Source organism: Salifodinibacter halophilus, assembly GCA_012999515.1.
GTDB classification, from domain to species: Bacteria; Pseudomonadota; Gammaproteobacteria; order Nevskiales; family Salinisphaeraceae; genus Salifodinibacter; species Salifodinibacter halophilus.
The window spans coordinates 1,409,509-1,428,753 of record JABEEB010000001.1 but is presented as its reverse complement, the minus strand read 5'-3'; the positions used below and the strand labels follow the sequence as shown (position 1 = coordinate 1,428,753).

The following is a 19,245-nucleotide window of genomic DNA, read 5'->3' as shown; positions in this document are numbered from 1 at the left end:
GTTAGGAGATTATCAAGTGGCGCTGACGCTACAACAAGTTGCCAAACACGTCGGTCGCGACACACATATCGCGCCGATCGACCTCACACTCGAAACCGGTTCGGTCAATGTTTTGCTGGGGCTTACGCTAGCAGGCAAGACGAGCCTGATGCGGTTGATGGCGGGGCTCGATAAACCCTCGGCGGGGCGAGTGCTGGTCGACGGTCAGGATGTGACCGGCATGGCGGTGCAAAAACGCGATGTCGCGATGGTTTATCAGCAGTTCGTCAACTACCCGTCGTTGACGACCTACGACAACATTGCGTCGCCGTTGCGGCTGGCGCGCGTCGAGAAATCCGAGATCGATCGCCGTGTCCGTGCGGAAGCGGAGCGACTTCGCATCGATGGCTTGCTGGATCGGCTGCCGGCCGAGTTGTCGGGTGGTCAGCAGCAGCGTATGGCGATGGCGCGCGCGTTGGTGCGTGAAGCCAACCTCATCATGCTCGATGAGCCGCTGGTCAATCTGGACTACAAACTGCGCGAGGCGCTGCGCGAAGATTTGCCCCGCGTATTTGCGGGCCGCAATTCGATCGTGGTTTACGCGTCGACCGATCCGTGGGAAGCATTATCCCTCGGTGGCACCACGATAGCCATGCACGAAGGGCGCATTGTCCAGGCCGGGCCGGCGCCAGAAGTTTACGCGGCGCCAGCCACGACGCACGTTGGCCAGATATTTTCCGACCCGCCCATGAATTTTGGCACTGGTCGTATCGACAACGGACGTGTGCTTCTAGGCGAAGACGATGTGGGCGCGGTGCCGGCGCATCTGGCCGAACTCGCCGATGGGCAATACACCTTCGGTTTACGGCCGGAGCATATAGAAATCCATGACCCGGCACACCACAGCTCACGCATCGATACCCACGTTGACGTGACCGAAGTGACCGGGTCCGAAACGTTTATACATTTCATTTATCACGATCAGCCCTGGGTCTCGGTCGAAACCGGTGTCGTTCGCATGGAAGCGGGCGAATCGGTCGCATTCGGGTTTAGCGCCGATAACTTGTTTGCATTCGACACCGACGGTATGCGCCTGGTTTCGCCTGAGTCCAGCGCGCCGACCGATGGAGACGGCCAGAAGGAGGCTTCATGACCCAGATCCAGTTCGACGCCGTCGCCCATTCTTACGGCGGCAGTCCACAATCGTCGGACGATTATGCGCTGCAACGCATGGATTTCACTTGGGATGACGGTGGCGCTTACGCACTGCTCGGCCCGTCCGGTTGTGGCAAGAGCACGCTGCTCAACATTTGTTCCGGCTTGCTAACGCCATCGGAAGGCAGGATTTACTTCGACGGCCAGGACGTGTCGGCGATGTCGCCGGAAGAGCGCAACATTGCGCAAGTGTTCCAATTCCCCGTGCTCTACGACTCGATGACGGTTTTCGATAATCTGGCGTTTCCGCTGAGAAATCGAAAGGAAAACAAGGCCCACATCGCCGAGCGCGTGCGCGCCGTCGCTGAAATGCTCGATTTGGAACACGTGCTGAAAAAACGCGCGTCGAATCTGGGGGCCGAGTTAAAGCAGAAGATTTCCATGGGGCGTGGTCTCGTGCGCCAAGATACGACGGCCATACTTTTCGATGAGCCGTTGACGGTCATCGACCCGCAAGAGAAATGGAAGCTGCGGCGTAAGCTCAAAGAAATCCACGCCGAGTTCAACAAGACATTGATCTACGTCACACACGATCAGACCGAAGCGCTGACTTTCGCTGACAAGGTCGTGGTCATGTCAGAAGGTGAAATGGTCCAGGTCGGCACGCCGCAGGAGTTGTTCGAGCGACCGGAACATACGTTCGTCGGCTACTTCATCGGTAGCCCGGGGATGAATTTCTTGCCTTGCACGATCGCATCGGGGGCCGCTTCCATAGGCGATCAACGTATCGAGCTCAGTCCGGAGGTTGCGGATGCTGCGGCCCAGCATGAGGCGAAGGATCTCCAGCTGGGGATCCGTCCTGAGTTCGTCGAGCTCGTGCCCGAAGATGAAGGGACGCCGGTCACCATTGACCGGGTCGTGCCCATGGGGCAGTTCCGCATCGTGACGGCGCAACTCGCCGGGCACGAGGTTAAAGCGCGGGTGCCCAACGACGCGATCAGTGTCGACGCGACGCGGGCGGGTTTTCGTTTCCCGCCGGAATGGAGTTGTCTGTATGCCGACAACCGCCTCGTGACCAAGCAGTCGGAGCGCTCCAATGGATAGCCGTTTTCACACTAATCGGGCCTGGCTGCTGGTATTACCGGCGGCGTTGTTGTTGTTCTTCAACGCGCTGGTCCCGTTCATGGCGGTCATCAACTATTCGTTCCAAGAGGTTTATAGTCCGACCGCTCATCTGTTTGTCGGTTGGGAGCATTTCGTGGATGTAATGCACGATCCCGACATACTGAAGGCGCTCGGCCGGCAGTCGATTTTTACCGCTGTAACGTTGGCTATCGAGATCCCGCTGGGGATTGCCGTGTCGCTGACGATGCCACGTGGTGGCCGCTGGTCGGGCCTCATCCTGGTGTTCCTAGCGTTGCCGCTGATGGTGCCCTGGAACATTGTGGGCTTTATCTGGGAGGTCTTCGGCCGTAGCGATATCGGCCTACTGGGGAATTTCGTAAACAATACCCTCGGTATCCACTACAACTACGCGACCGACGGGGTGTCTGCCTGGGTGACGCTGATCCTGATGGATATTTGGCATTGGACGTCACTGGTCGCCCTGCTTTCCTATGCCGGGCTGTGTGCGATTCCTGGCGCGTTCTATCAGGCCGCGCGTATCGACGGCGCGTCGCGCTTGGCGGTGTTTCGACACATCGAGCTGCCGAAACTCAAGGGCGTTTTGACCATCGCGTTGATCCTGCGCTTCATCTACAGCTTCAAGATCTACGCTGCGCCGTTTTTGATCACCGGCGGTGGCCCAGGGGACGCGACCACATTCCTGACACAGATTTTGCAGATCATCGCCATCAACCAACTCAACGTGGGCCGGGCAGGCGCGTTCGGCACGTTGTATTTCCTGATTATTCTGCTTATCAGTTATTTGTTCTACATCTTGCTGACTCGTAGTGGCACCGTCGGAGAGGAAGGCTAATGCGCATCTGGGCGAGTCGTATCGGACTAGGGGTCTTCCTGGCGGCACTGATGGTGCCGCTCTACTGGATGATCATCATGTCGTTCAAGACCAATCGAGCCATCCAGACGGTTTTCAGCTTCTGGCCGGCCGATCCAACGGTGGCCCACTACATGACGATCTTCACCAACGAATTCTGGTGGGGCAGTTTTCTGCATTCACTGGAATATGTGTTGTTGAATATCGCCATTGTCATGCCGCTGGCATTGCCCGCAGCGTACGGGTTTTCGCGCTATCGGTTTCTCGGTGACAAGCATCTGTTTTTCTGGTTGCTGACCAACTTGATGGCGCCGCCGGCGGTTTTTGTGTTGCCGTTTTTCAACCTCTATCACACGCTGAGTATGTTCGACACGGTGATCGCCGTGGCCATCTGTCAGACGCTTTTCAATCTGCCGCTCGCCATCTGGATTCTGGAAGGATTCATGTCGGGGGTGCCCACCGCTATTGATGAAACCGCATTTCTGGATGGCTACTCGCTGCCGCGATTTTTCATCCAGATTTTCGTGCCGTTGATCCGCTCGGGCATCGGCGTGACAGCATTCTTTTTGTTCATGTTCAGTTGGATTAGTCTGCTGATCCCGCAAACTCTGACCACGACCAATGCCAAGCCATTTGCGTCGGCGATGACCAGCGCGATTTCAGTGCAGGGCGTGAACTGGGGTTTGCTTGCGGCCATTGGCACGCTCAGCCTGATCCCCGGGGCGGCCGTAATCTGGTTTGTGCGTAAACACATCGCGACGGGCTTCGCGCTCGGCCGCGTCTAGGAGCGAAAAATGCTGGGTTGGATGTACTGGACGCTTCCGACGGCGCTTTTTTTCGGCAGCATATTTCTGCTGCTGGTCAGCATGGGCATCTGGGAGCTCGTGTCCCCGACGGATTTTCGCCGTGGCTACATCATTCCGATGAAAACGACCCGCGGCGATCGGCTGTTCATCAGTTTGTTGTCGATGGCTTACATTACGGCCATCTGGGTTGCGCTCATCCCGCTGACGAAATGGATATTGATTCCGATCGCGATTGTTTGGGTGGTGCTTTTGATCGCAGTCGGCTAAATAGGCACGAAAACGGCGCCGCGCTCAATCGGTCGAGACGCCGTTGTGGATGACCGAGCGGGATGGCAACGCTTGGTTTTAATAAAGCCAGTTTAAGGAGTAACGACATGGATGACGAAAACAGCACAAGCCGAACCGGCAAGCTGTCGGACGTGAGTGTCGATAGGCGTAAAGTACTGAAAGGTGGTGCTGCGGTCGCAGGTGCGACTGCATTCGTGGGGCCACTCAATGCCTTCGCGAAGAACCAGATCGAAGGGCTCCCACAGCTTGGTCATGTGCCGGAAAGCGCCAATCCAGCCGGCGGTAAGTCCGGTAAGGAAGCAATTGACGCATGGATGGATTATCTCCAACCGTCGTCGCTTTCCAAGGAGGCGCAACGCAAGGAGCTCGAATTCTTCGTCGAAAAGGGCGAGCAGTTCTCGGGCATGACGATCAACGCGGTCTCTGAATCGACCGGGACCCACAAGTTCGAGTCTAATGTCCTGACGAAGGCCTTCGAGGATCTGACCGGCATCACGGTCAAACACGATCTGATGGGCGAAGGCAAAACGGTGTCCAAGTTCCTGACCGAGGCGCAAACCCATCAGGACATCTACGACATTTTTACGATCGATTCGGATTTCATCGGCACGGTGCCGCGACTGGAAGTCACGCATACGATCACCGACTATATGCAGGATAACGACGACATCACCTTGCCGTCGTTGGATCTTGATGACTTCATTGGTAAAGATTGGGTGACCTGGCCCGGTGATAACAAGGTCTATCAATTGCCGCAGGGGCAGTTCGCGAATCTGTACTGGTACCGCAAGGACTGGTTTGACCGGCCGGATCTCAAGCAGAAATTCAAAAACGAATATGGCTATGAGCTGAATGTGCCGGTGAACTGGGCGGCTTACGAAGACATTGCCGACTTCTTTACCAACAAGGTCAAACACATTGACGGCAAGCGGGTCTATGGCCACATGGACTACGGCAAGAAAGGCCCGTCGATTGGTTGGCGTATCCACGACAGTTGGTTGTCGATGGCTGGCATGAGTGACAAGGGCCTTCCATTCGGTCGCCCGGTCAATGACTGGGGCATCCGGATCGACGATGACATGAACCCGGTTGGCTCCATGGTCGAACGTGGCGGTGCGGTCAACGGGCCGGCCGCGGTCTATGCGATCGAGAAATACGTCAGTTGGCTGAAGAAATATGCGCCGCCGGAAGCCACCGGTTTGACCTTCTACAGCGCCGGACCCGTGCCGGCCAAGGGCCATGTTGCCCAGCAGATCTTCTGGTATTCAGCGTTCACGTCGAGTTTGACCGACCCGAGTCTACCGGTGGTCAACGACGACGGCACGCCGAAGTGGCGTATGGCGCCATCGCCGCACGGCCCCTACTGGGAACCCGGCATGAAGGTCGGCTATCAGGACATGGGCAGTTGGACCATGCCGAAATACACGCCGAAGAAGAAGATGAAGGCAGCGTGGCTGTACGCGCAGTTCACGACCTGCAAGGCCATCTCGGGTCGTAAACTGTTCGCGGCTCTGACCCCATTCCGCAAGTCTGATGTCGATATGGATGCCATGACCAAGGCGGCACCGTATCTGGGCGGCCTGGTCGAGTTCTATCGGAGTCCGGCCGTGAAGTACTGGACGCCCACCGGCACCGGCGTGCCGCACTACGCCAAGCTGGCGCCGATCTGGTGGAAGAACGTGGCTCCGGCTGTCACTGGCGATAAGTCCGCGCAGGAGGCGATGGATAGTGTGGGTGAGAAGATGGATCAGACCATGGCTCGTCTGTCCAAGGCTGGTGTTTTGAAGAAGGCGCCGCCGAAGCTCAATCCGAAGAAGAGCAAGGATCATTGGCTCGAAGCATCGGGTGCGCCCAAGCCGAAGGTCGAAAACGAAAATCCGAAGGGCAAGACCAAGCCCTACGAAGAGTTGCTCAAGGCCTTCGATGATCCGGATGCGTTGAGCGGTTAAACCGGTCTTACAAGCGTTCGAACCGGGCCCGGCGTTTGCGTGCGCCGGGCCTTTTTTGTGTAATCCATGAAACCGAACCATTGAGGAGGCGGTGGTGGCAGCCAACGAGGCCTCGGATACCGAACTGAATCCAAGCGTCGGTTATTTTTTCGCCACGCCCGTGGTCGCCGCGATAGTCCCCGGCGCGGAAGCGATTAACGCCGACCTGGTGCCGAAAGTGCGCGCACAGCGTGAAGTAGAGGCTGGCAAGCGCGCGTCGAACCGTGGTGGGTGGCATTCGGCAGCGCCGATCGACGAGTGGGCGGGTGACAGTGGGCGCGCCATCGTCAACGCTGGCAAGGCGATGGCCAACCAGATGACACTGGATCGTTCGGGTAACGCGTTGGCGGTCGATTGGCTGTGGCGTGCCTGGGCCAATATAAACGGTCCCGGCCACGCCAACGATTTCCATTGCCACCCGGGCGCGATGTGGTCGTCGACTTACTATGTCGACGACGGTGGCTGTGCCGAGAATCCGGCACTTGGCGGTGAGTTCGAGATTATGGACCCCCGTGGGCCGCAGGTGGCCATGCACGATCCCTCGCTTATCATTGCCGACGGTGGCCAGAACAGCGGCGGGACGACGATCACCTTCACCCCGAGAGCCGGGCTTTTGCTGATGTTTCCCGGTTGGCTGCAGCATCAGGTACGCCCGTATAACGGTTCGCGCGAACGGATTTCGTTCGCGTTCAATTTGAGCCGCACGGATTAGTACGGCGCCTGTTGCCGGTCGGATCGATGGATATCGTATTTCGTTGTGATCCCAACCTGGAAGCGCATGTGCCGCAACCGCAGCCCGCGCGCTCGGCACTGCCCGACTGGTTGCGGTCGATGCCGGCCAATGCCCATTCGTCGTTACTCGACCAGCCAATCCGAACCGTGAAGCAATGTCCGCCGTTTTTGGATGCTATGCAGTACGGCTTCATGATGCCGTTGCCCTGCGATATCGATGTCCGCGACGGCGTATTTTCCTGGGACTGGCCGGTTCCGGAGCCCGCAGCGGCCCAGCATCCGCGCGCCCCCTTGAGTTTTCACGTGCCGGCCCAGGTCGAAGGCAGTCCGATGGCCCGCGATGGTCAGGTTGTCGTCAAATTCAATAGTTTCTGGACGGTAGAGTTGCCGGCGGGGTGGTCGTTGCTGGCCATGCCGCCAGCCAATCGCGACGATCTACCGTTTCGGCCGCTGACAGGGCTGGTCGACGCCGACCAGTATCACGATGTCGGCATCCTGTTTCCCGCCGTTTGGACGGATCCGAATTTCGAGGGGCGGCTCGAGCGTGGTACGCCTGTGGTCCAGTGCATACCGGTCCCGCGCCAGTCGTTCAACCTGCGCTGTGAGACGATGGATGCGGACCAGACCGCCGAATTCGATCGCCTGGGGCGATCGTTGACCACGGAAACCGGCGTCTACCGCCGCGCATACCGCGCGCGGCGCTCAAACGACGAGTCCTCTTAACTCGGCGGCCAGTGCGTCCGGATTGAGCCAGAGCCGGCCGCTGGCGCCAGTCGTCAAGGCGTGCGCGATGCGGCCGAGGCAGCTCGGCTCGAGCTGATAGGCGAGCGCGTATGCCGCTAGCGCGTCGTTGATCGCCCCCGTGGTTTGATGACAGATGCCTTCGTTTAGCGCGGCTTCGAACATCTGTGGTTCGCGCGCTCGGGCTTGCCGGTAGTATTGGGCGCCGCTCATGTAGTCACCGAGCGCGTGGCAGGCCAGGCCGGCGCGAAACCAGGCGCTAGCGATCCGGGGCGCGGCTGACACGGCGTGTTCGAGATGGACCCGCGCGTCGGCCACACGGCCGTCAGCGTAGGCGATTCGGCCGCGTGAATGGGCGACCGCGCCGGCTTGGCCAGCGTTGATTCGCTCGGGGGCAAGTACGGCGTCAGCTTCGACCAGGCGCCCGAGCTCGAACAGCGTTTCGGCTTTGTACAATGACGCAGTCGGCTCGCCGGGCGTGGCCGCAAGTGCTGTATCCAGGGCGACGATAGCGGCCTCGAAACGCCTGAGATCATGGAGTGTCTTGCCAAGTCGTCGCCACCCCGGCGCGTAATCGGTGTGGCTCGAGATCTCGGCCAGCAGACGGTTAGCGTCGTCGTCGCCAGCCGCCAGCTTGGTGGCGCAGTCGCGAAACAGCGCTTCGCGCGGGTCCCCAGTTTGCTGTGAACGAGGATCGTTGGCCATGGCTCGAATCAGCTAAAACGTGCGCGCAATAAACTCGCTATCGTCGTGCTGGTCAGAATAAGGATGATGATACCCAGTGATACCGACGTTGTGATGTCGGGCACGGCGAAAACCGGCTGGCCACCGTTGATAAATGGGAGTTGGTTCTCACGAAGGGCCTCGAAAATCATTTTGACGCCGATAAACAACAGCACGGCACCGAGGCCATAGCTGAGATAGATAAGCCGGTCGAGCAATTCGCCGAGCAGGAAATAAAGCTGAACGAGGCCGATCAAGGCGAACGCATTCGCCGTGAATACGATATACGGCTGCCGCGTCAGCCCGTAGATGGCCGGAATTGAATCCAGTGCGAAGAGCACGTCGGTCGCGCCGATCGCCGTAATGACCAGCACCATCGGTGTGGCGAGGCGCCGGCCGCCCACGCGCGTTATCAACGCGCTACCCGCGAAGTTGTCGGACATCGGCACGAGTCGCTTGACTAGACGCACTATGGGGTTGTGCATGACGTCGTGGTGTTCGTCGTTATCGTTACTCGGCCAGGCCAGCTTGATCGCGGTGTAGATGAGAAATGCGCCGAACGCGTAGAAAGTCCACGACAGATGCTCGATAGCCTGATGACCGAGTGCGATGAACGCGCCTCGCAGTAGCAGCGCGATCACGATCCCAAACAGTAAGACAGTCTGGCGTGCGTCGTTGGGCACCCGAAATGCCGATAAGATCACCACGAACACGAACAGGTTGTCGACCGACAGGCTCTTTTCGGTCACAAACCCAGCAAAAAACTGAAACCCGGGTTCGGCGCCGTAAATGAGCCACATAATCGCGCCGAACGCCGTGGCCAATAAAATGTAGAAAAGCGACCAGAGCCCGGATTCGAGCAATCCCGGTGTATGTGAACGCCGCACGTGCGTCCAGAAATCGGCCACGATCAGTGCCGCGAATCCGCTAATCGTGACCAGCCACAGTTCGGTACTTGTCTCCATGTAATCGCACAACTCGTCGGCGCCGGTCGTTGATCGCGCCGGCTCAAAACCCCTTTATCATCGCAGAAACGGCCGGTGCGCGCTTCCCGGGGTGCTGCCGGGAATGTGTACGGGCACGCTATACTGCCGCCACTTTCTAAATGGCGTTGAATCGTTATGTCCTTGATCCAATCGGTTTGCGTGTATTGCGGCTCGCGGACCGGCCAGTCGCCAAACTATGTGCAGGCGGCCCGTGCGCTGGGCGGTGCCATCGCCCAGCGCGGTCTACGTTTGGTCTACGGTGGGGCGCGTATCGGTCTGATGGGCACGCTGGCTGACGCCACGATTGCCGCCGGCGGACACACACTCGGCGTAATCCCCGAGTCGTTGGTGGCCGCCGAAGTCGCCCACGATGGCCTGACTGAGCAGCGTGTGGTGGCCGACATGCACGCCCGCAAATTCGCCATGAGCGAAGCGGCTGACGCGTTTATCGCCTTGCCGGGTGGTCTCGGCACGCTGGAGGAGCTTTTCGAGATGCTGACTTGGCAACAGCTAGGCTGGCACACCAAGCCGATTGGGCTGCTCAACGTGGATGACTACTATGCGCCGTTGGACTCGATGTTCGATGCTATGACGGCGGCCGGTTTTGTCAGCGCTGATGAGTGCAATCGGCCCCTCATCGCATCCGAACCCGATACGATGCTCCACACTCTGCAGAACGCGGTCACGTGAAAATTGGAGACAATCCGCGCATAATCGAGAACAATAAACTCGAGCGACTATCGCTTCAGCCGAGTTCGCATGCGGACGCGCGCCTCGACAACGCCTGGCCAACGCACACAGTCGCTGTTCCACGGCTGGCTGCGCCGGCAGATTGTCGATGTTATCGCCACGCGACAGGATTTTGGCATCGACTACGATGCGCCGCTGGGCGATCCCGGTTTGTTCGGCCCCGGCTCGGTCACCTGGGTTGTGCATCGCGATTTCCCGGGCATGATGAGTGGCGGCATGGCCGCGCTCATGCTCCAGACGCTGCATCCACGCGCGTTGGCTGGTGTCCGAGACCATTCTCGTATGCGTGAGGATATTCTGAATCGGCTCCGCCGCACGATCAGGTTCGTCGCCGGGACGACATACGCCGCGCGCGATGACGCCGAGCGTTTGATCGAACACGTGCGGCGTGTTCACGATCACGTTAACGGCGCAGCACCCGGTGGTGTGGCGTATTCAGCGCACGATCCCGAGCTTTTGACGTGGGTCCACTGTACCGAGATGGCCAGTTTTCTGGCTGGCTATGAGCGTTATAACGGCATCACATTGCCGCGCTGGCTGGCCGATCGCTATTTCGATGAAACGCGCCGCGTTGCCGAGCGCCTCGGTGCCACTGACGTGCCGGCCTCCAGGTCTCAGATGGATGATTATTTTAGTGCGGTTCAACCGGAGCTATGCTTTGATGCGCGCGCCCGTGAGGCGCTGAGTTGGCTGGAGGCTATCCAGTTGCCGTCGAAAACGGCAGGTCTGTCGCGGCGACTGTTTTTGGGCGCGGGGGCTGCACTTTTACCCGAGTGGGCGCTGAATTTAATGCAGCGCCGGCCGCTTGATCGGGCCAGTTATCGAGTGGCTGCCGTGACAATGCGTCGTGCGGCGCCGGTGCTGCGGGGTGCCATGGGCGAGGGTGTGGTGCTGCGATCAGCTCGGCGCTGTGGCGCGACGCGCGCGTCTCTGGATCTGGCGAACGTGCCTGTCGATGGGCCACCGCCGGACCCTCCGATCCGAGAGCGTGATTGGAAGGACTGACTGCTGGCTAAACGAGCGCCTCATTGCCTATTGCATCGCAACGCTTGTTTGGTAAACGCGCGTTTTGCGGTGCCGGGCGCGACAGCGTCGGCATCAATGCTCAGAATGTCGGTGTTTTGAACCAGCCTGACGCATGCATGGCGGATTTTAGACAGAACACTGATCGGCGCGTTACCCGATGCGTCCGGTCACACTTGGGTTGCAATGGTGTGGGCCTGACCAGAGCCGGATACGCCACTGCCGATGCCTTAGCCCAAACTTTGCGTTGTCGGATTGACAGTGGCGGCTTTGCTGGGCCGGTTGCCGTTTCGATGCTTGTCCTGGCGCTGCTAATGGCCGGGTGTACGCCAGTACAACGACAGGGCCCCGGTGCGGGGAACGGACCGGATGCCGCCCGAAAGATGCCGATCAAGGACCCTGTGGCCGCAACAATTCTCGGCACACCGTCAGCACAGCAGGCCAAGCTGCCTGACGATGTGCCGATCAATCGCCATAAACTGGCACCGCTCGTCGAGCGATCTACGCCGCCAACGCTGGCGTATGCGCGCCCAATGCACTATGTTTTGGCTGCTCAGCCGCAGTCGGCACCGCTAATGGTTTTGATCGCGGGCACTGGGGCTGGCGCCAACTCGGCGAAATGTAAAACGTTGTTGCGCGCGTTGTACGAAGTTGGCTATAGCGTCGCCTGTCTGCCGTCGCCAACCAGTGTGTCGTTCATCCTCGGCGCGGCTGAACATCCGGTGCCGGGACGTATGAGCTCCGACGTGGCCAGTTTGTCTCGGCTGCTCCGGCGTGTGCGCGCGGACGCGGCTCGGCACACGACCATCACGAGCCTTTCGGTCGGCGGTTACTCGCTGGGGGCCACCGAGGCAGCCTTTCTAGCGCGGCGCGCATCGCAGCGTGGCACATTCGAATTCGAACATGTCTTGCTGATTAATCCGGCGGTCAGCGTCTGGGATTCGGTACAGCGCATGGATCGTCTGCTGGCGGACAATATTCCCGGCGGAATCGAGGGGACACCGGCGTTTATTGCGCGCGCGCTCGGCAAACTCAAAACAGCATATGGCCACGGCAAACCGCTGTCATTCAGCACGGAGGCGCTGTATCGCATGTACCGCTCGGGGCGGGCCAGCCAGCGCGAACTAGCAGGCGGTGTTGGGCTCGTGTTTCGTCTGGCACTGGCCAATATGGCGTATGCCGCCGACACGCTGACCAATCTTGGCGTGGTCGTGCCGCAGAGCGCGCGGATGGGGCGCTATCAGCGACGTGGGGCGGCGATGCACCGCGCGTTTGAATTGTCCTTCGGCCAATATGTCCACAAGCTGCTGTTACCTTACTGGAACCGTGGTCAGCGCCATCTGACTTTCGAGCAGTTAAAACGCGAAAACAGTCTGCGCTCGATTGCCGGGTTTCTGCAGCGTGATAAGCGTATCCGAGCCATGACCAATGCTGACGACATCATCCTGAGCAAAGGCGACGTTGCATTTTTGCGGCGCACCTTTGGCACGCGTTTAAAGATTCGGCCGCATGGTGGCCATATGGGGAACCTGTCCTCACGTCAGACCATTCGCGACATACAGCAAGCGGTGGCGCCATGACGCATCGCGCCGATCTGACTCGTGCCAGCGCGGTCGTTGCACTGGCTTGGGCGCTTGTCGGCTGTGCCGGTACGCCGCCGCCCAGAACATTGGACAAATCCACGCCGGTGTCGCGAACGGCGGCCCAGACCACCGCCAATCCAATTGCGGCGACGGATCCCTGGGCGGGTTTTAATCGCCGAATCTATCGTTTCAACGCACTTGCCGATCAATATGTGCTATTGCCGGCGGTACATATGTACCACGCTGTCACGCCGAAGCTGGCACGTAAGAGCGTCGGCAATTTTTTAGGCAACGTCGGTGAAATCACCACATTCGCCAATGCCGTTCTTCAGCTCAAGCCGATGACGTCGCTGATTACGCTGTCGCGCTTCGTGATCAACTCTACTATTGGCGTCGCTGGTTTATTCGACCCGGCGACCGGTATGGGGTTGTACCAGCGTAATGAGGATTTCGGCCAGACGCTCGGGCGCTATGGCGTGCCGACCGGCCCGTATCTCGTGCTGCCGTTTTTCGGTCCATCCAATCTTCGGGACGCGGTCGGCCTCGCCGGCGATCAGACGCTGTCGTTCGAGCTTGATCCACTGCAGATTCAGGGTAACCGGCCAGCCGAGGCGGCCTACTACACGGCTTACACGTTGAATAAACGTGACTCATTGGCGTTTCGTTATTACCAAACCGGTTCGCCGTTCGAATATATACTGGTGCGAACGGTTTATTTGAACTATCGCGCTCTGCAGGTTGATCGGTGATGCTGATGCTTCCCGCCGGAATACGATGAATTACTTTGCCTATGGTTCGAACATGTGCACGCGGCGACTCGCCGCGCGCGTGTCGAGCGCGCGCCCGCTTGGGCCAGCGACGATGGCTGGACACATCTTTGGTCTGGATTTGATGAGCAGCGATGGGTCGGCCAAGTGCAATATCGCGGCCACCGGCCGTCGCGACGACGTGGTCCACGGCGTCTGCTTCGAAATCGACGCCAGCCAGCTTGAATACTTGCACGCCGCTGAAGGTCCGGCCTATGAATTCGTCTGGTTGGATGTCCTGTGCGGCGGGTCGACGATCAATGCGGCCGTTTATCGTGGTTTGACGGAATACCGCGACACCACGCGCCAGCCTTATCAGTGGTACCTCGACTATGTGCTGGCGGGCGCACGTGAACATCGGTTATCGGGCGAATGGATCGATAGCCTGGCGGCTTATCCAGCCACGATCGACCCCGACGCCGAACGGCGCCAATCCAATCACAACGCGCTATCGGTGTCACGCAGCGCCTGAGTTCAGGGTCGCCGTTAAATCGCCATAAGAACATGACAAGACACGACGAGCTGCGCTGGGTAGAGTGAAAACCACAATTGTCGTGGGATATGCTCGGCGCCGCCCGGCTCGGCAACGCTGATCAAAGCAATCAATAAGTGCGGCATGCACGATTGCATTGCGTTATCGTGCTTATGCCCTTGTTGGTGAATGCATCATCGGAGACCATTGAGTTAAGCGGGTGGATGCCGCTGTTTGAGCATGCCGACGTGGGCGCGTGTTGCTTGCAAGTGAAATTTTGCAAGTCTTTACAAGCGCCGATGCGGTGGCGAGAACACGCTTAGGGTGAGCGTGGCCGCCGATGCGCCTCGATCGTGCGCCGAACGCGTTTTTGATTGGAATTTGAATGCGAAATCCTGATGTACAGTCGTCGCCGCCCATTCCGGATGCCGAGCGCCTGATTGTGGCGCTCGATGTGGCCGACGCGGCTGCTGCGCGACGCATGGTCGAGGCGCTCGGTGACCATGTCTGCTTTTACAAGGTCGGTCTGGAGCTGGCGATGACGCCGGACTACTTCGAGTTGATCGACTGGCTGGCCGCATGCGGCAAACGGGTGTTCGTCGACGTCAAGCTGTTCGATGTTCCGGCCACCGTGGCCGCAGCTGTGCGTCAACTCGCCGCGCGCGGGGTCGATTTCATCACGGTTCATGGCAATCAGGCGATAATGGAAGCCGCTGCCGCGGCCAAACAGGGGAATACGCGGCTGCTTGCGGTCACGGCGCTGACTAGTCTCGATCGTGGCGATCTGGACGATCTGGGGTTCGACTGCGATGTTGGTCAACTCGTGCTCTCGCGGGCCCGGCGCGCGTTGGAGGCTGGCTGCGACGGTGTCGTATCGTCCGGAATGGAGTTGACGCGTCTGCGCGCCGAAGCACCGTCGGCATTGACCACCGTCGTCCCCGGTATCCGGCCAGTCACTAATGACGAAGCGCCCCCCGACGATCAAAAGCGCGTGATGACACCGGCCGAAGCGATCGCTGCTGGTGCCGATCATATCGTGGTGGGCCGCCCCATCCGCGACGCTAGCGAGCCGGCCGCCGAAGCGGCCCGTATTCAACGCGAAATCCAGACGGCCCGCGCGGAGGTGGGCACTTGAGTGAACAATCAAGACTCCTGAAGGCATTAGCACGCGAGCCGGTCGATACAACACCGGTGTGGCTGATGCGCCAGGCTGGCCGCTATCTGCCCGAATATCGGCGGTTGCGCGAGCGCGCCGGTAGCTTTCTGGCGCTGTGTCAGGATCCGCCGACCGCTTGCGAGATCACGCTGCAGCCGCTAGCGCGTTTCGATCTCGACGCGGCGATCCTATTTTCGGACATTCTGACCATCCCGGCGTCGATGGGCCTTGGGCTGCATTTCGTGGCCGGTGAGGGGCCGCATTTCGAGCATCCGGTGCGAACACCGGCGGCAATCGACGCGCTACGTAGACCGGCAATCGAGTCGGATCTGGCGTTCGTGCCGGAGGCCGTGCGCTTGACCAAACGTGAACTGGCTGGCCGCAAACCGCTGATCGGGTTTGCCGGCAGCCCCTGGACGTTGGCCACGTACATGGTGGAAGGCGGCCCGTCGAAGATTTATCGCCACGTCAAGGCGTTGGCGTACGATGAGCCGGCCGCGCTGCACCGTCTGCTAACTTTGCTAGCCGATACCACAGCCGATTATCTTAACGCCCAGATTCGGGCTGGTGCCGATGCGGTGCAGATCTTCGACACTTGGGGCGGCACGTTATCGACAACCGCATTCGAAACCTTCTCGCTAGCCTATATCCGCAGGATCATCGACCAGCTCGATCCGGCGCCAGTAATCGTATTTACCAAGGGCGGTGGCGGTTGGCTCGAATCGTTGGCCGACTCCGGTGCCGACGCACTCGGATTGGATCAAACCTTGAGCATGGGGGCGGCTCGGGCCCGCGTTGGCGAACGCGTCGCCCTACAAGGCAACGCTGATCCTGCATTGTTATATGCCCGTCCTGCAGCTATTCGACGCGAGGTTGCGGCCATCATCGATTCGTTCGGGCCGCACGCCGGCCATGTGTTCAACCTTGGCCACGGCGTCACGCCGGAGGTCGAGCCGGACCGGGTTGCGGCGCTCGTCGACGCCGTCCACGAATTCGGTACCGGCTAGGCCGGATGCCCGGGGCTGACTGTGTTGATTCGCCTGCTGCGAGTGGCACGTGCTATGGCCTCGATTGTTGGTATCGTGCTCATCACATTGGCGGGTGTCATACCGTTGGTGCCGGTCGCCCTTGCCAAACGCGTGGCGCGCAGCGAGCGAGCTCGCGAACGCGCGGGTCGGGCTGCGATCGCCGTTGCCCGGTATTGGGCGCGTGCCTGCAACGCCGTTGTGATAGCGATCAGTGGCGTCCGCGTATCGCTCCAGCATGAGGCCGGTGACAGCTTAAACGGTCGTTTTGTGCTGATCGGCAATCATCAATGCGCAGCCGATCCACTGTTTCTGGTTTATGCACTCGATGGCCGCTTTCCGTTCCCGCGGTTTTGTCTGAAGCGATCGCTGCGGCGCCTGCCGGTCATCGGGCTGGCATTCTGGGCGTTGGACTATATCTTTGTGGATCGCCACAGCCGCGAGGCGGTGCGCCGCAATCCAGCCCTGCGCGGACGTGATGCCGAATCGATCGAGCACGCCTGCCGCGGTTTCCGTGACCACTCAATTACCTTCGTCAACTACCCCGAAGGTACGCGTTCCACGGCCGCGAAGCGCCGTGCGGTCGACTCGCCGTATAAAACGTTACTGCCGCCACGTACGGGCGGACTGCGATATGCTGTTCGCGGCTTCGGGGCGTCGTTGGACGGTATACTCGATCTCAGCATCGGTTACGTGGATGCGCCCGCGCCAACCCTGTGGGCCGTTTTAACGGGTCGCATCAGTACCGTGGTATTACGGTTGCAGCGGCTGGAAGTGCCGCCCGAGTTTTTGACCGCGGATGCAACCTCTGATCCCGATGCCGTTGATGCAATCCGTGCGTTTCTTGAGGCGCGTTGGCGGGCCAAGGACAAGGCTCTCGCCGAGATTCAGTCGCCAGCGAGTGTACGGCGTGGTTTCTGACCGGCGTAGCGCGTCGATACCAGCACATCGTTTGTCGCGCGACGCACAGGGCAAGTATCTGTTAAAAGAGTCGGCTCATCGGATGAAACAAAACGTTTTTCAATGCATCGACTGATCGATGCGCGCATCTCGGAAGCCGCCGGCGACGCGGAACGCGGCGGTGGCAGTAAGACTTCGATGCACGCCGAGGCGGCATTTGCCCCCCCGCCCAAGCGCAGCCGCCTCGACCTTATTTGGTTTTGTTACCTCGTTCATTTGGGTAGCCGGGCTGGGCTTCGATATTTTTGCGATCACTCGGCCATACAACGACATAGCGCCGCGCGCTCGGGGGCGCTGTTGATCGGCGCGTCGCATCCCGCCCGCGATTTTGGCTCCTGGTGTGTCGCCTGGCGGTCGATGGTTGGGCCCGGTCGACATAACACCTGGATAGCCGGTGCTGGCGAATTCGCTTGTCGGTGGCGTGCTTGGCGCCGTCGTCTATCGATGGCTGCTCCGATTTTCCTACCTAGCCACGAGTGCGTGTCCAACGCCAAGACCGGGTTTAGTCCGGCATTGTCAGAGGAGTAAAACGAATTGACCAAGAAGTACATGCTGGCCATCGATCAAGGAACGACCAGCTCGCGATCCATCCTGTTCAACCACGATGGGGAAATCGCCGGTATCGCCCAGCGTGAGTTCGAGCAGATCTTTCCGAAGCCGGGTTGGGTTGAGCATAAACCGCGCAGCATTATCACGACGGTGATGACCACGGTGACCGAGTTGCTCAACGACACCGGCGTGCCCGTGTCGGAAATCGCCGGGATCGGTATCACCAACCAGCGCGAGACGACTGTCGTCTGGGACAAAAATACCGGCGAGCCGGTTTATGACGCTATCGTCTGGCAGTCCCGGCATTCGGCCGCGATCTGCGACGAGATGCGTGACGATGCCACCGAGAAGCTGATCCACGATAAGACGGGGCTTTTACTCGACGCCTATTTTTCGGCCACCAAGATCAAATGGTTGTTCGATAACGTCGAGGGTGTGCGCGAACGCGCACACAACGGTGAACTTTTATTCGGAACCATGGATACATGGGTCATCTGGAATCTGACCGGCGGTGAAGCACATGTAACCGACGTCACCAACGCGTCGCGCACGTTGCTCTACGATATCTACAACTGCCAGTGGGACCAGGATTTGATGGATCTATTCGACGTGCCTGCGTCGATGTTGCCGGCAGTCAAATCTTCCAGCGAGGTTTATGGCCACATTAATGCGCGTTATATGTTCGGCCGACAAATTCCGATCTGCGGTATCGCCGGCGATCAGCAGTCGGCGCTGTTCGGTCAGGCCTGTTTCGATCCTGGTATGGCCAAGAATACCTATGGAACCGGCTGTTTTACGCTGATGAATACCGGCACGACACCGCAGCTTTCCGAGAATGGCCTACTGACCACGATTGCCTGGAGTATCGATGGCCAGGTCGAATACGCGCTCGAAGGGTCGATTTTCGTGGCCGGATCGGTCGTACAGTGGCTCAGAGACAGCATGCGCATGCTGGGTCGCTCGGGTGATACTGAGGAATACGCTGAGCGCGCGGGCAGCAACGACGGTGTGTATTTTGTGCCGGCGTTTGTCGGATTGGGCGCTCCGTATTGGGAAAGCCACTGTCGCGGCGCCGTATTCGGGTTGACGCGCGGAACCGAAAAAGAACACTTCATCCGTGCGGCGGTTGAATCGATGGCCTACCAGACGTGTGATGTGCTTGACGCCATGCAGGCCGACGCCGGGCAGTCGTTGAAGGAATTGCGCGCCGACGGCGGCGCTATCAACAATAATTTCCTCGCTCAATTCCAGGCGGATATGCTTGGTGTGGACCTATTGCGACCCGGCGTTAATGAAACGACGGCCCAGGGTGCGGCCTATCTCGCTGGTCTCGCGGTCGGTTTCTGGACGTCGAAAGAAGAAATCGCCAAGATTTGGAAGGTCGACAAGACGTTCGAGCCGAACATCAGTGAAAAAGAGCGCGAGAAGCGCTACAAAGGCTGGCAGAAAGCTATCCAGGCCACGATGGCGTTTCGTATCGACGACTAACCCTGGCCTGCGCTGGTCGGGGCGATCGATGATTGGCTA

The 19,245-nt window shown here is 59.5% G+C and carries 19 protein-coding genes; 17 read left to right on the top strand and 2 right to left on the bottom strand.

All coding sequences use genetic code 11. The annotated features are described in order from the left end of the window. The first annotated feature begins 16 nt into the window (after positions 1-16). From HKX41_06550 to HKX41_06515, 8 genes are all read left to right on the top strand, one after another. Positions 17-1,132: an ABC transporter ATP-binding protein gene (locus tag HKX41_06550; protein NNC23814.1), complete on the top strand. Its 1,116-nt coding sequence runs from the start codon at positions 17-19 to the stop codon at positions 1,130-1,132. Further along, entirely contained in the window at positions 1,129-2,238 is a 1,110-nt protein-coding gene (locus HKX41_06545; protein NNC23813.1) for an ABC transporter ATP-binding protein, read from the top strand. Before HKX41_06550 ends, HKX41_06545 begins: the two co-directional genes overlap by 4 nt. Further along, on the top strand, positions 2,231-3,112 hold the full coding sequence (locus tag HKX41_06540; GenBank protein ID NNC23812.1) for a sugar ABC transporter permease: 882 nt from the start codon (positions 2,231-2,233) through the stop codon (positions 3,110-3,112). Before HKX41_06545 ends, HKX41_06540 begins: the two co-directional genes overlap by 8 nt. Further along, the gene (locus HKX41_06535) at positions 3,112-3,915 is read left to right on the top strand and encodes a carbohydrate ABC transporter permease (GenBank protein NNC23811.1); all 804 of its coding nucleotides are present in this window, start codon (positions 3,112-3,114) and stop codon (positions 3,913-3,915) included. The genes HKX41_06540 and HKX41_06535 overlap by 1 nt, the downstream gene beginning before the upstream one ends. Before the next feature lie 12 nt (positions 3,916-3,927). Then, the gene (locus HKX41_06530; GenBank protein NNC23810.1) at positions 3,928-4,203 is read left to right on the top strand and encodes a hypothetical protein; all 276 of its coding nucleotides are present in this window, start codon (positions 3,928-3,930) and stop codon (positions 4,201-4,203) included. A gap of 152 nt (positions 4,204-4,355) precedes the next feature. Beyond that, positions 4,356-6,173: a carbohydrate ABC transporter substrate-binding protein gene (locus HKX41_06525; GenBank protein NNC23809.1), complete on the top strand. Its 1,818-nt coding sequence runs from the start codon at positions 4,356-4,358 to the stop codon at positions 6,171-6,173. A gap of 94 nt (positions 6,174-6,267) precedes the next feature. Next, entirely contained in the window at positions 6,268-6,924 is a 657-nt protein-coding gene (locus tag HKX41_06520; GenBank protein NNC23808.1) for a hypothetical protein, read from the top strand. A 26-nt stretch (positions 6,925-6,950) separates the two neighbouring features. Continuing rightward, on the top strand, positions 6,951-7,667 hold the full coding sequence (locus HKX41_06515; protein ID NNC23807.1) for a hypothetical protein: 717 nt from the start codon (positions 6,951-6,953) through the stop codon (positions 7,665-7,667). Here HKX41_06515 and HKX41_06510 read toward each other — a convergent pair. Together HKX41_06510 and HKX41_06505 are read right to left on the bottom strand one after the other, a co-directional pair. After that, positions 7,647-8,390 carry a tetratricopeptide repeat protein gene (locus tag HKX41_06510; protein ID NNC23806.1) on the bottom strand — a complete coding sequence of 248 codons (744 nt, stop codon included), beginning with the start codon at positions 8,388-8,390 and terminating at the stop codon, positions 7,647-7,649. The genes HKX41_06515 and HKX41_06510 overlap by 21 nt on opposite strands. 8 nt (positions 8,391-8,398) lie before the next feature. Continuing rightward, positions 8,399-9,373: a TerC/Alx family metal homeostasis membrane protein gene (locus tag HKX41_06505; protein ID NNC23805.1), complete on the bottom strand. Its 975-nt coding sequence runs from the start codon at positions 9,371-9,373 to the stop codon at positions 8,399-8,401. A gap of 156 nt (positions 9,374-9,529) precedes the next feature. Between HKX41_06505 and HKX41_06500 the strand changes: the two genes are divergently transcribed. The 9 genes from HKX41_06500 to glpK all read left to right on the top strand — a co-directional run bounded on the left by HKX41_06500 (position 9,530) and on the right by glpK (position 19,206). Continuing rightward, a complete protein-coding gene (locus HKX41_06500; protein NNC23804.1) occupies positions 9,530-10,084 on the top strand; it encodes a TIGR00730 family Rossman fold protein in 555 nt (184 codons plus the stop codon). A gap of 69 nt (positions 10,085-10,153) precedes the next feature. Next, on the top strand, positions 10,154-11,149 hold the full coding sequence (locus HKX41_06495) for a DUF2236 domain-containing protein (protein NNC23803.1): 996 nt from the start codon (positions 10,154-10,156) through the stop codon (positions 11,147-11,149). Positions 11,150-11,568: 419 nt separating this feature from the next. Then, a complete protein-coding gene (locus HKX41_06490; GenBank protein NNC23802.1) occupies positions 11,569-12,747 on the top strand; it encodes a hypothetical protein in 1,179 nt (392 codons plus the stop codon). Then, positions 12,744-13,499 (top strand): VacJ family lipoprotein, encoded by a 756-nt coding sequence (locus HKX41_06485; protein ID NNC23801.1) that lies wholly within the window; start codon positions 12,744-12,746, stop codon positions 13,497-13,499. The genes HKX41_06490 and HKX41_06485 overlap by 4 nt, the downstream gene beginning before the upstream one ends. A gap of 25 nt (positions 13,500-13,524) precedes the next feature. Continuing rightward, positions 13,525-14,028, top strand: coding sequence for a gamma-glutamylcyclotransferase (locus tag HKX41_06480; protein NNC23800.1), 504 nt, complete (start codon positions 13,525-13,527; stop codon positions 14,026-14,028). A gap of 385 nt (positions 14,029-14,413) precedes the next feature. Next, positions 14,414-15,163 (top strand): orotidine-5'-phosphate decarboxylase, encoded by a 750-nt coding sequence (gene pyrF, locus HKX41_06475; protein ID NNC23799.1) that lies wholly within the window; start codon positions 14,414-14,416, stop codon positions 15,161-15,163. Beyond that, positions 15,160-16,191: a uroporphyrinogen decarboxylase gene (locus tag HKX41_06470; GenBank protein NNC23798.1), complete on the top strand. Its 1,032-nt coding sequence runs from the start codon at positions 15,160-15,162 to the stop codon at positions 16,189-16,191. The genes pyrF and HKX41_06470 overlap by 4 nt, the downstream gene beginning before the upstream one ends. Before the next feature lie 54 nt (positions 16,192-16,245). Beyond that, positions 16,246-17,130, top strand: coding sequence for a hypothetical protein (locus tag HKX41_06465; protein ID NNC23797.1), 885 nt, complete (start codon positions 16,246-16,248; stop codon positions 17,128-17,130). 573 nt (positions 17,131-17,703) lie between these two features. Further along, a complete protein-coding gene (glpK, locus tag HKX41_06460; protein ID NNC23796.1) occupies positions 17,704-19,206 on the top strand; it encodes a glycerol kinase GlpK in 1,503 nt (500 codons plus the stop codon). The last annotated feature ends 39 nt before the right edge of the window (positions 19,207-19,245 follow it).

Coding starts and splice junctions, on each gene's coding strand:
- HKX41_06495 (NNC23803.1), top strand. CDS start 10,154: ATGCGGACGCGCGCCTCGACAACGCCTGGCCAACGCACACAGTCGCTG.
- HKX41_06510 (NNC23806.1), bottom strand. CDS start 8,390: ATGGCCAACGATCCTCGTTCACAGCAAACTGGGGACCCGCGCGAAGCG.
- HKX41_06535 (NNC23811.1), top strand. CDS start 3,112: ATGCGCATCTGGGCGAGTCGTATCGGACTAGGGGTCTTCCTGGCGGCA.
- HKX41_06480 (NNC23800.1), top strand. CDS start 13,525: ATGAATTACTTTGCCTATGGTTCGAACATGTGCACGCGGCGACTCGCC.
- pyrF (NNC23799.1), top strand. CDS start 14,414: ATGCGAAATCCTGATGTACAGTCGTCGCCGCCCATTCCGGATGCCGAG.
- HKX41_06500 (NNC23804.1), top strand. CDS start 9,530: ATGTCCTTGATCCAATCGGTTTGCGTGTATTGCGGCTCGCGGACCGGC.
- HKX41_06515 (NNC23807.1), top strand. CDS start 6,951: ATGGATATCGTATTTCGTTGTGATCCCAACCTGGAAGCGCATGTGCCG.
- HKX41_06465 (NNC23797.1), top strand. CDS start 16,246: ATGGCCTCGATTGTTGGTATCGTGCTCATCACATTGGCGGGTGTCATA.
- HKX41_06545 (NNC23813.1), top strand. CDS start 1,129: ATGACCCAGATCCAGTTCGACGCCGTCGCCCATTCTTACGGCGGCAGT.
- HKX41_06540 (NNC23812.1), top strand. CDS start 2,231: ATGGATAGCCGTTTTCACACTAATCGGGCCTGGCTGCTGGTATTACCG.
- HKX41_06505 (NNC23805.1), bottom strand. CDS start 9,373: ATGGAGACAAGTACCGAACTGTGGCTGGTCACGATTAGCGGATTCGCG.
- HKX41_06485 (NNC23801.1), top strand. CDS start 12,744: ATGACGCATCGCGCCGATCTGACTCGTGCCAGCGCGGTCGTTGCACTG.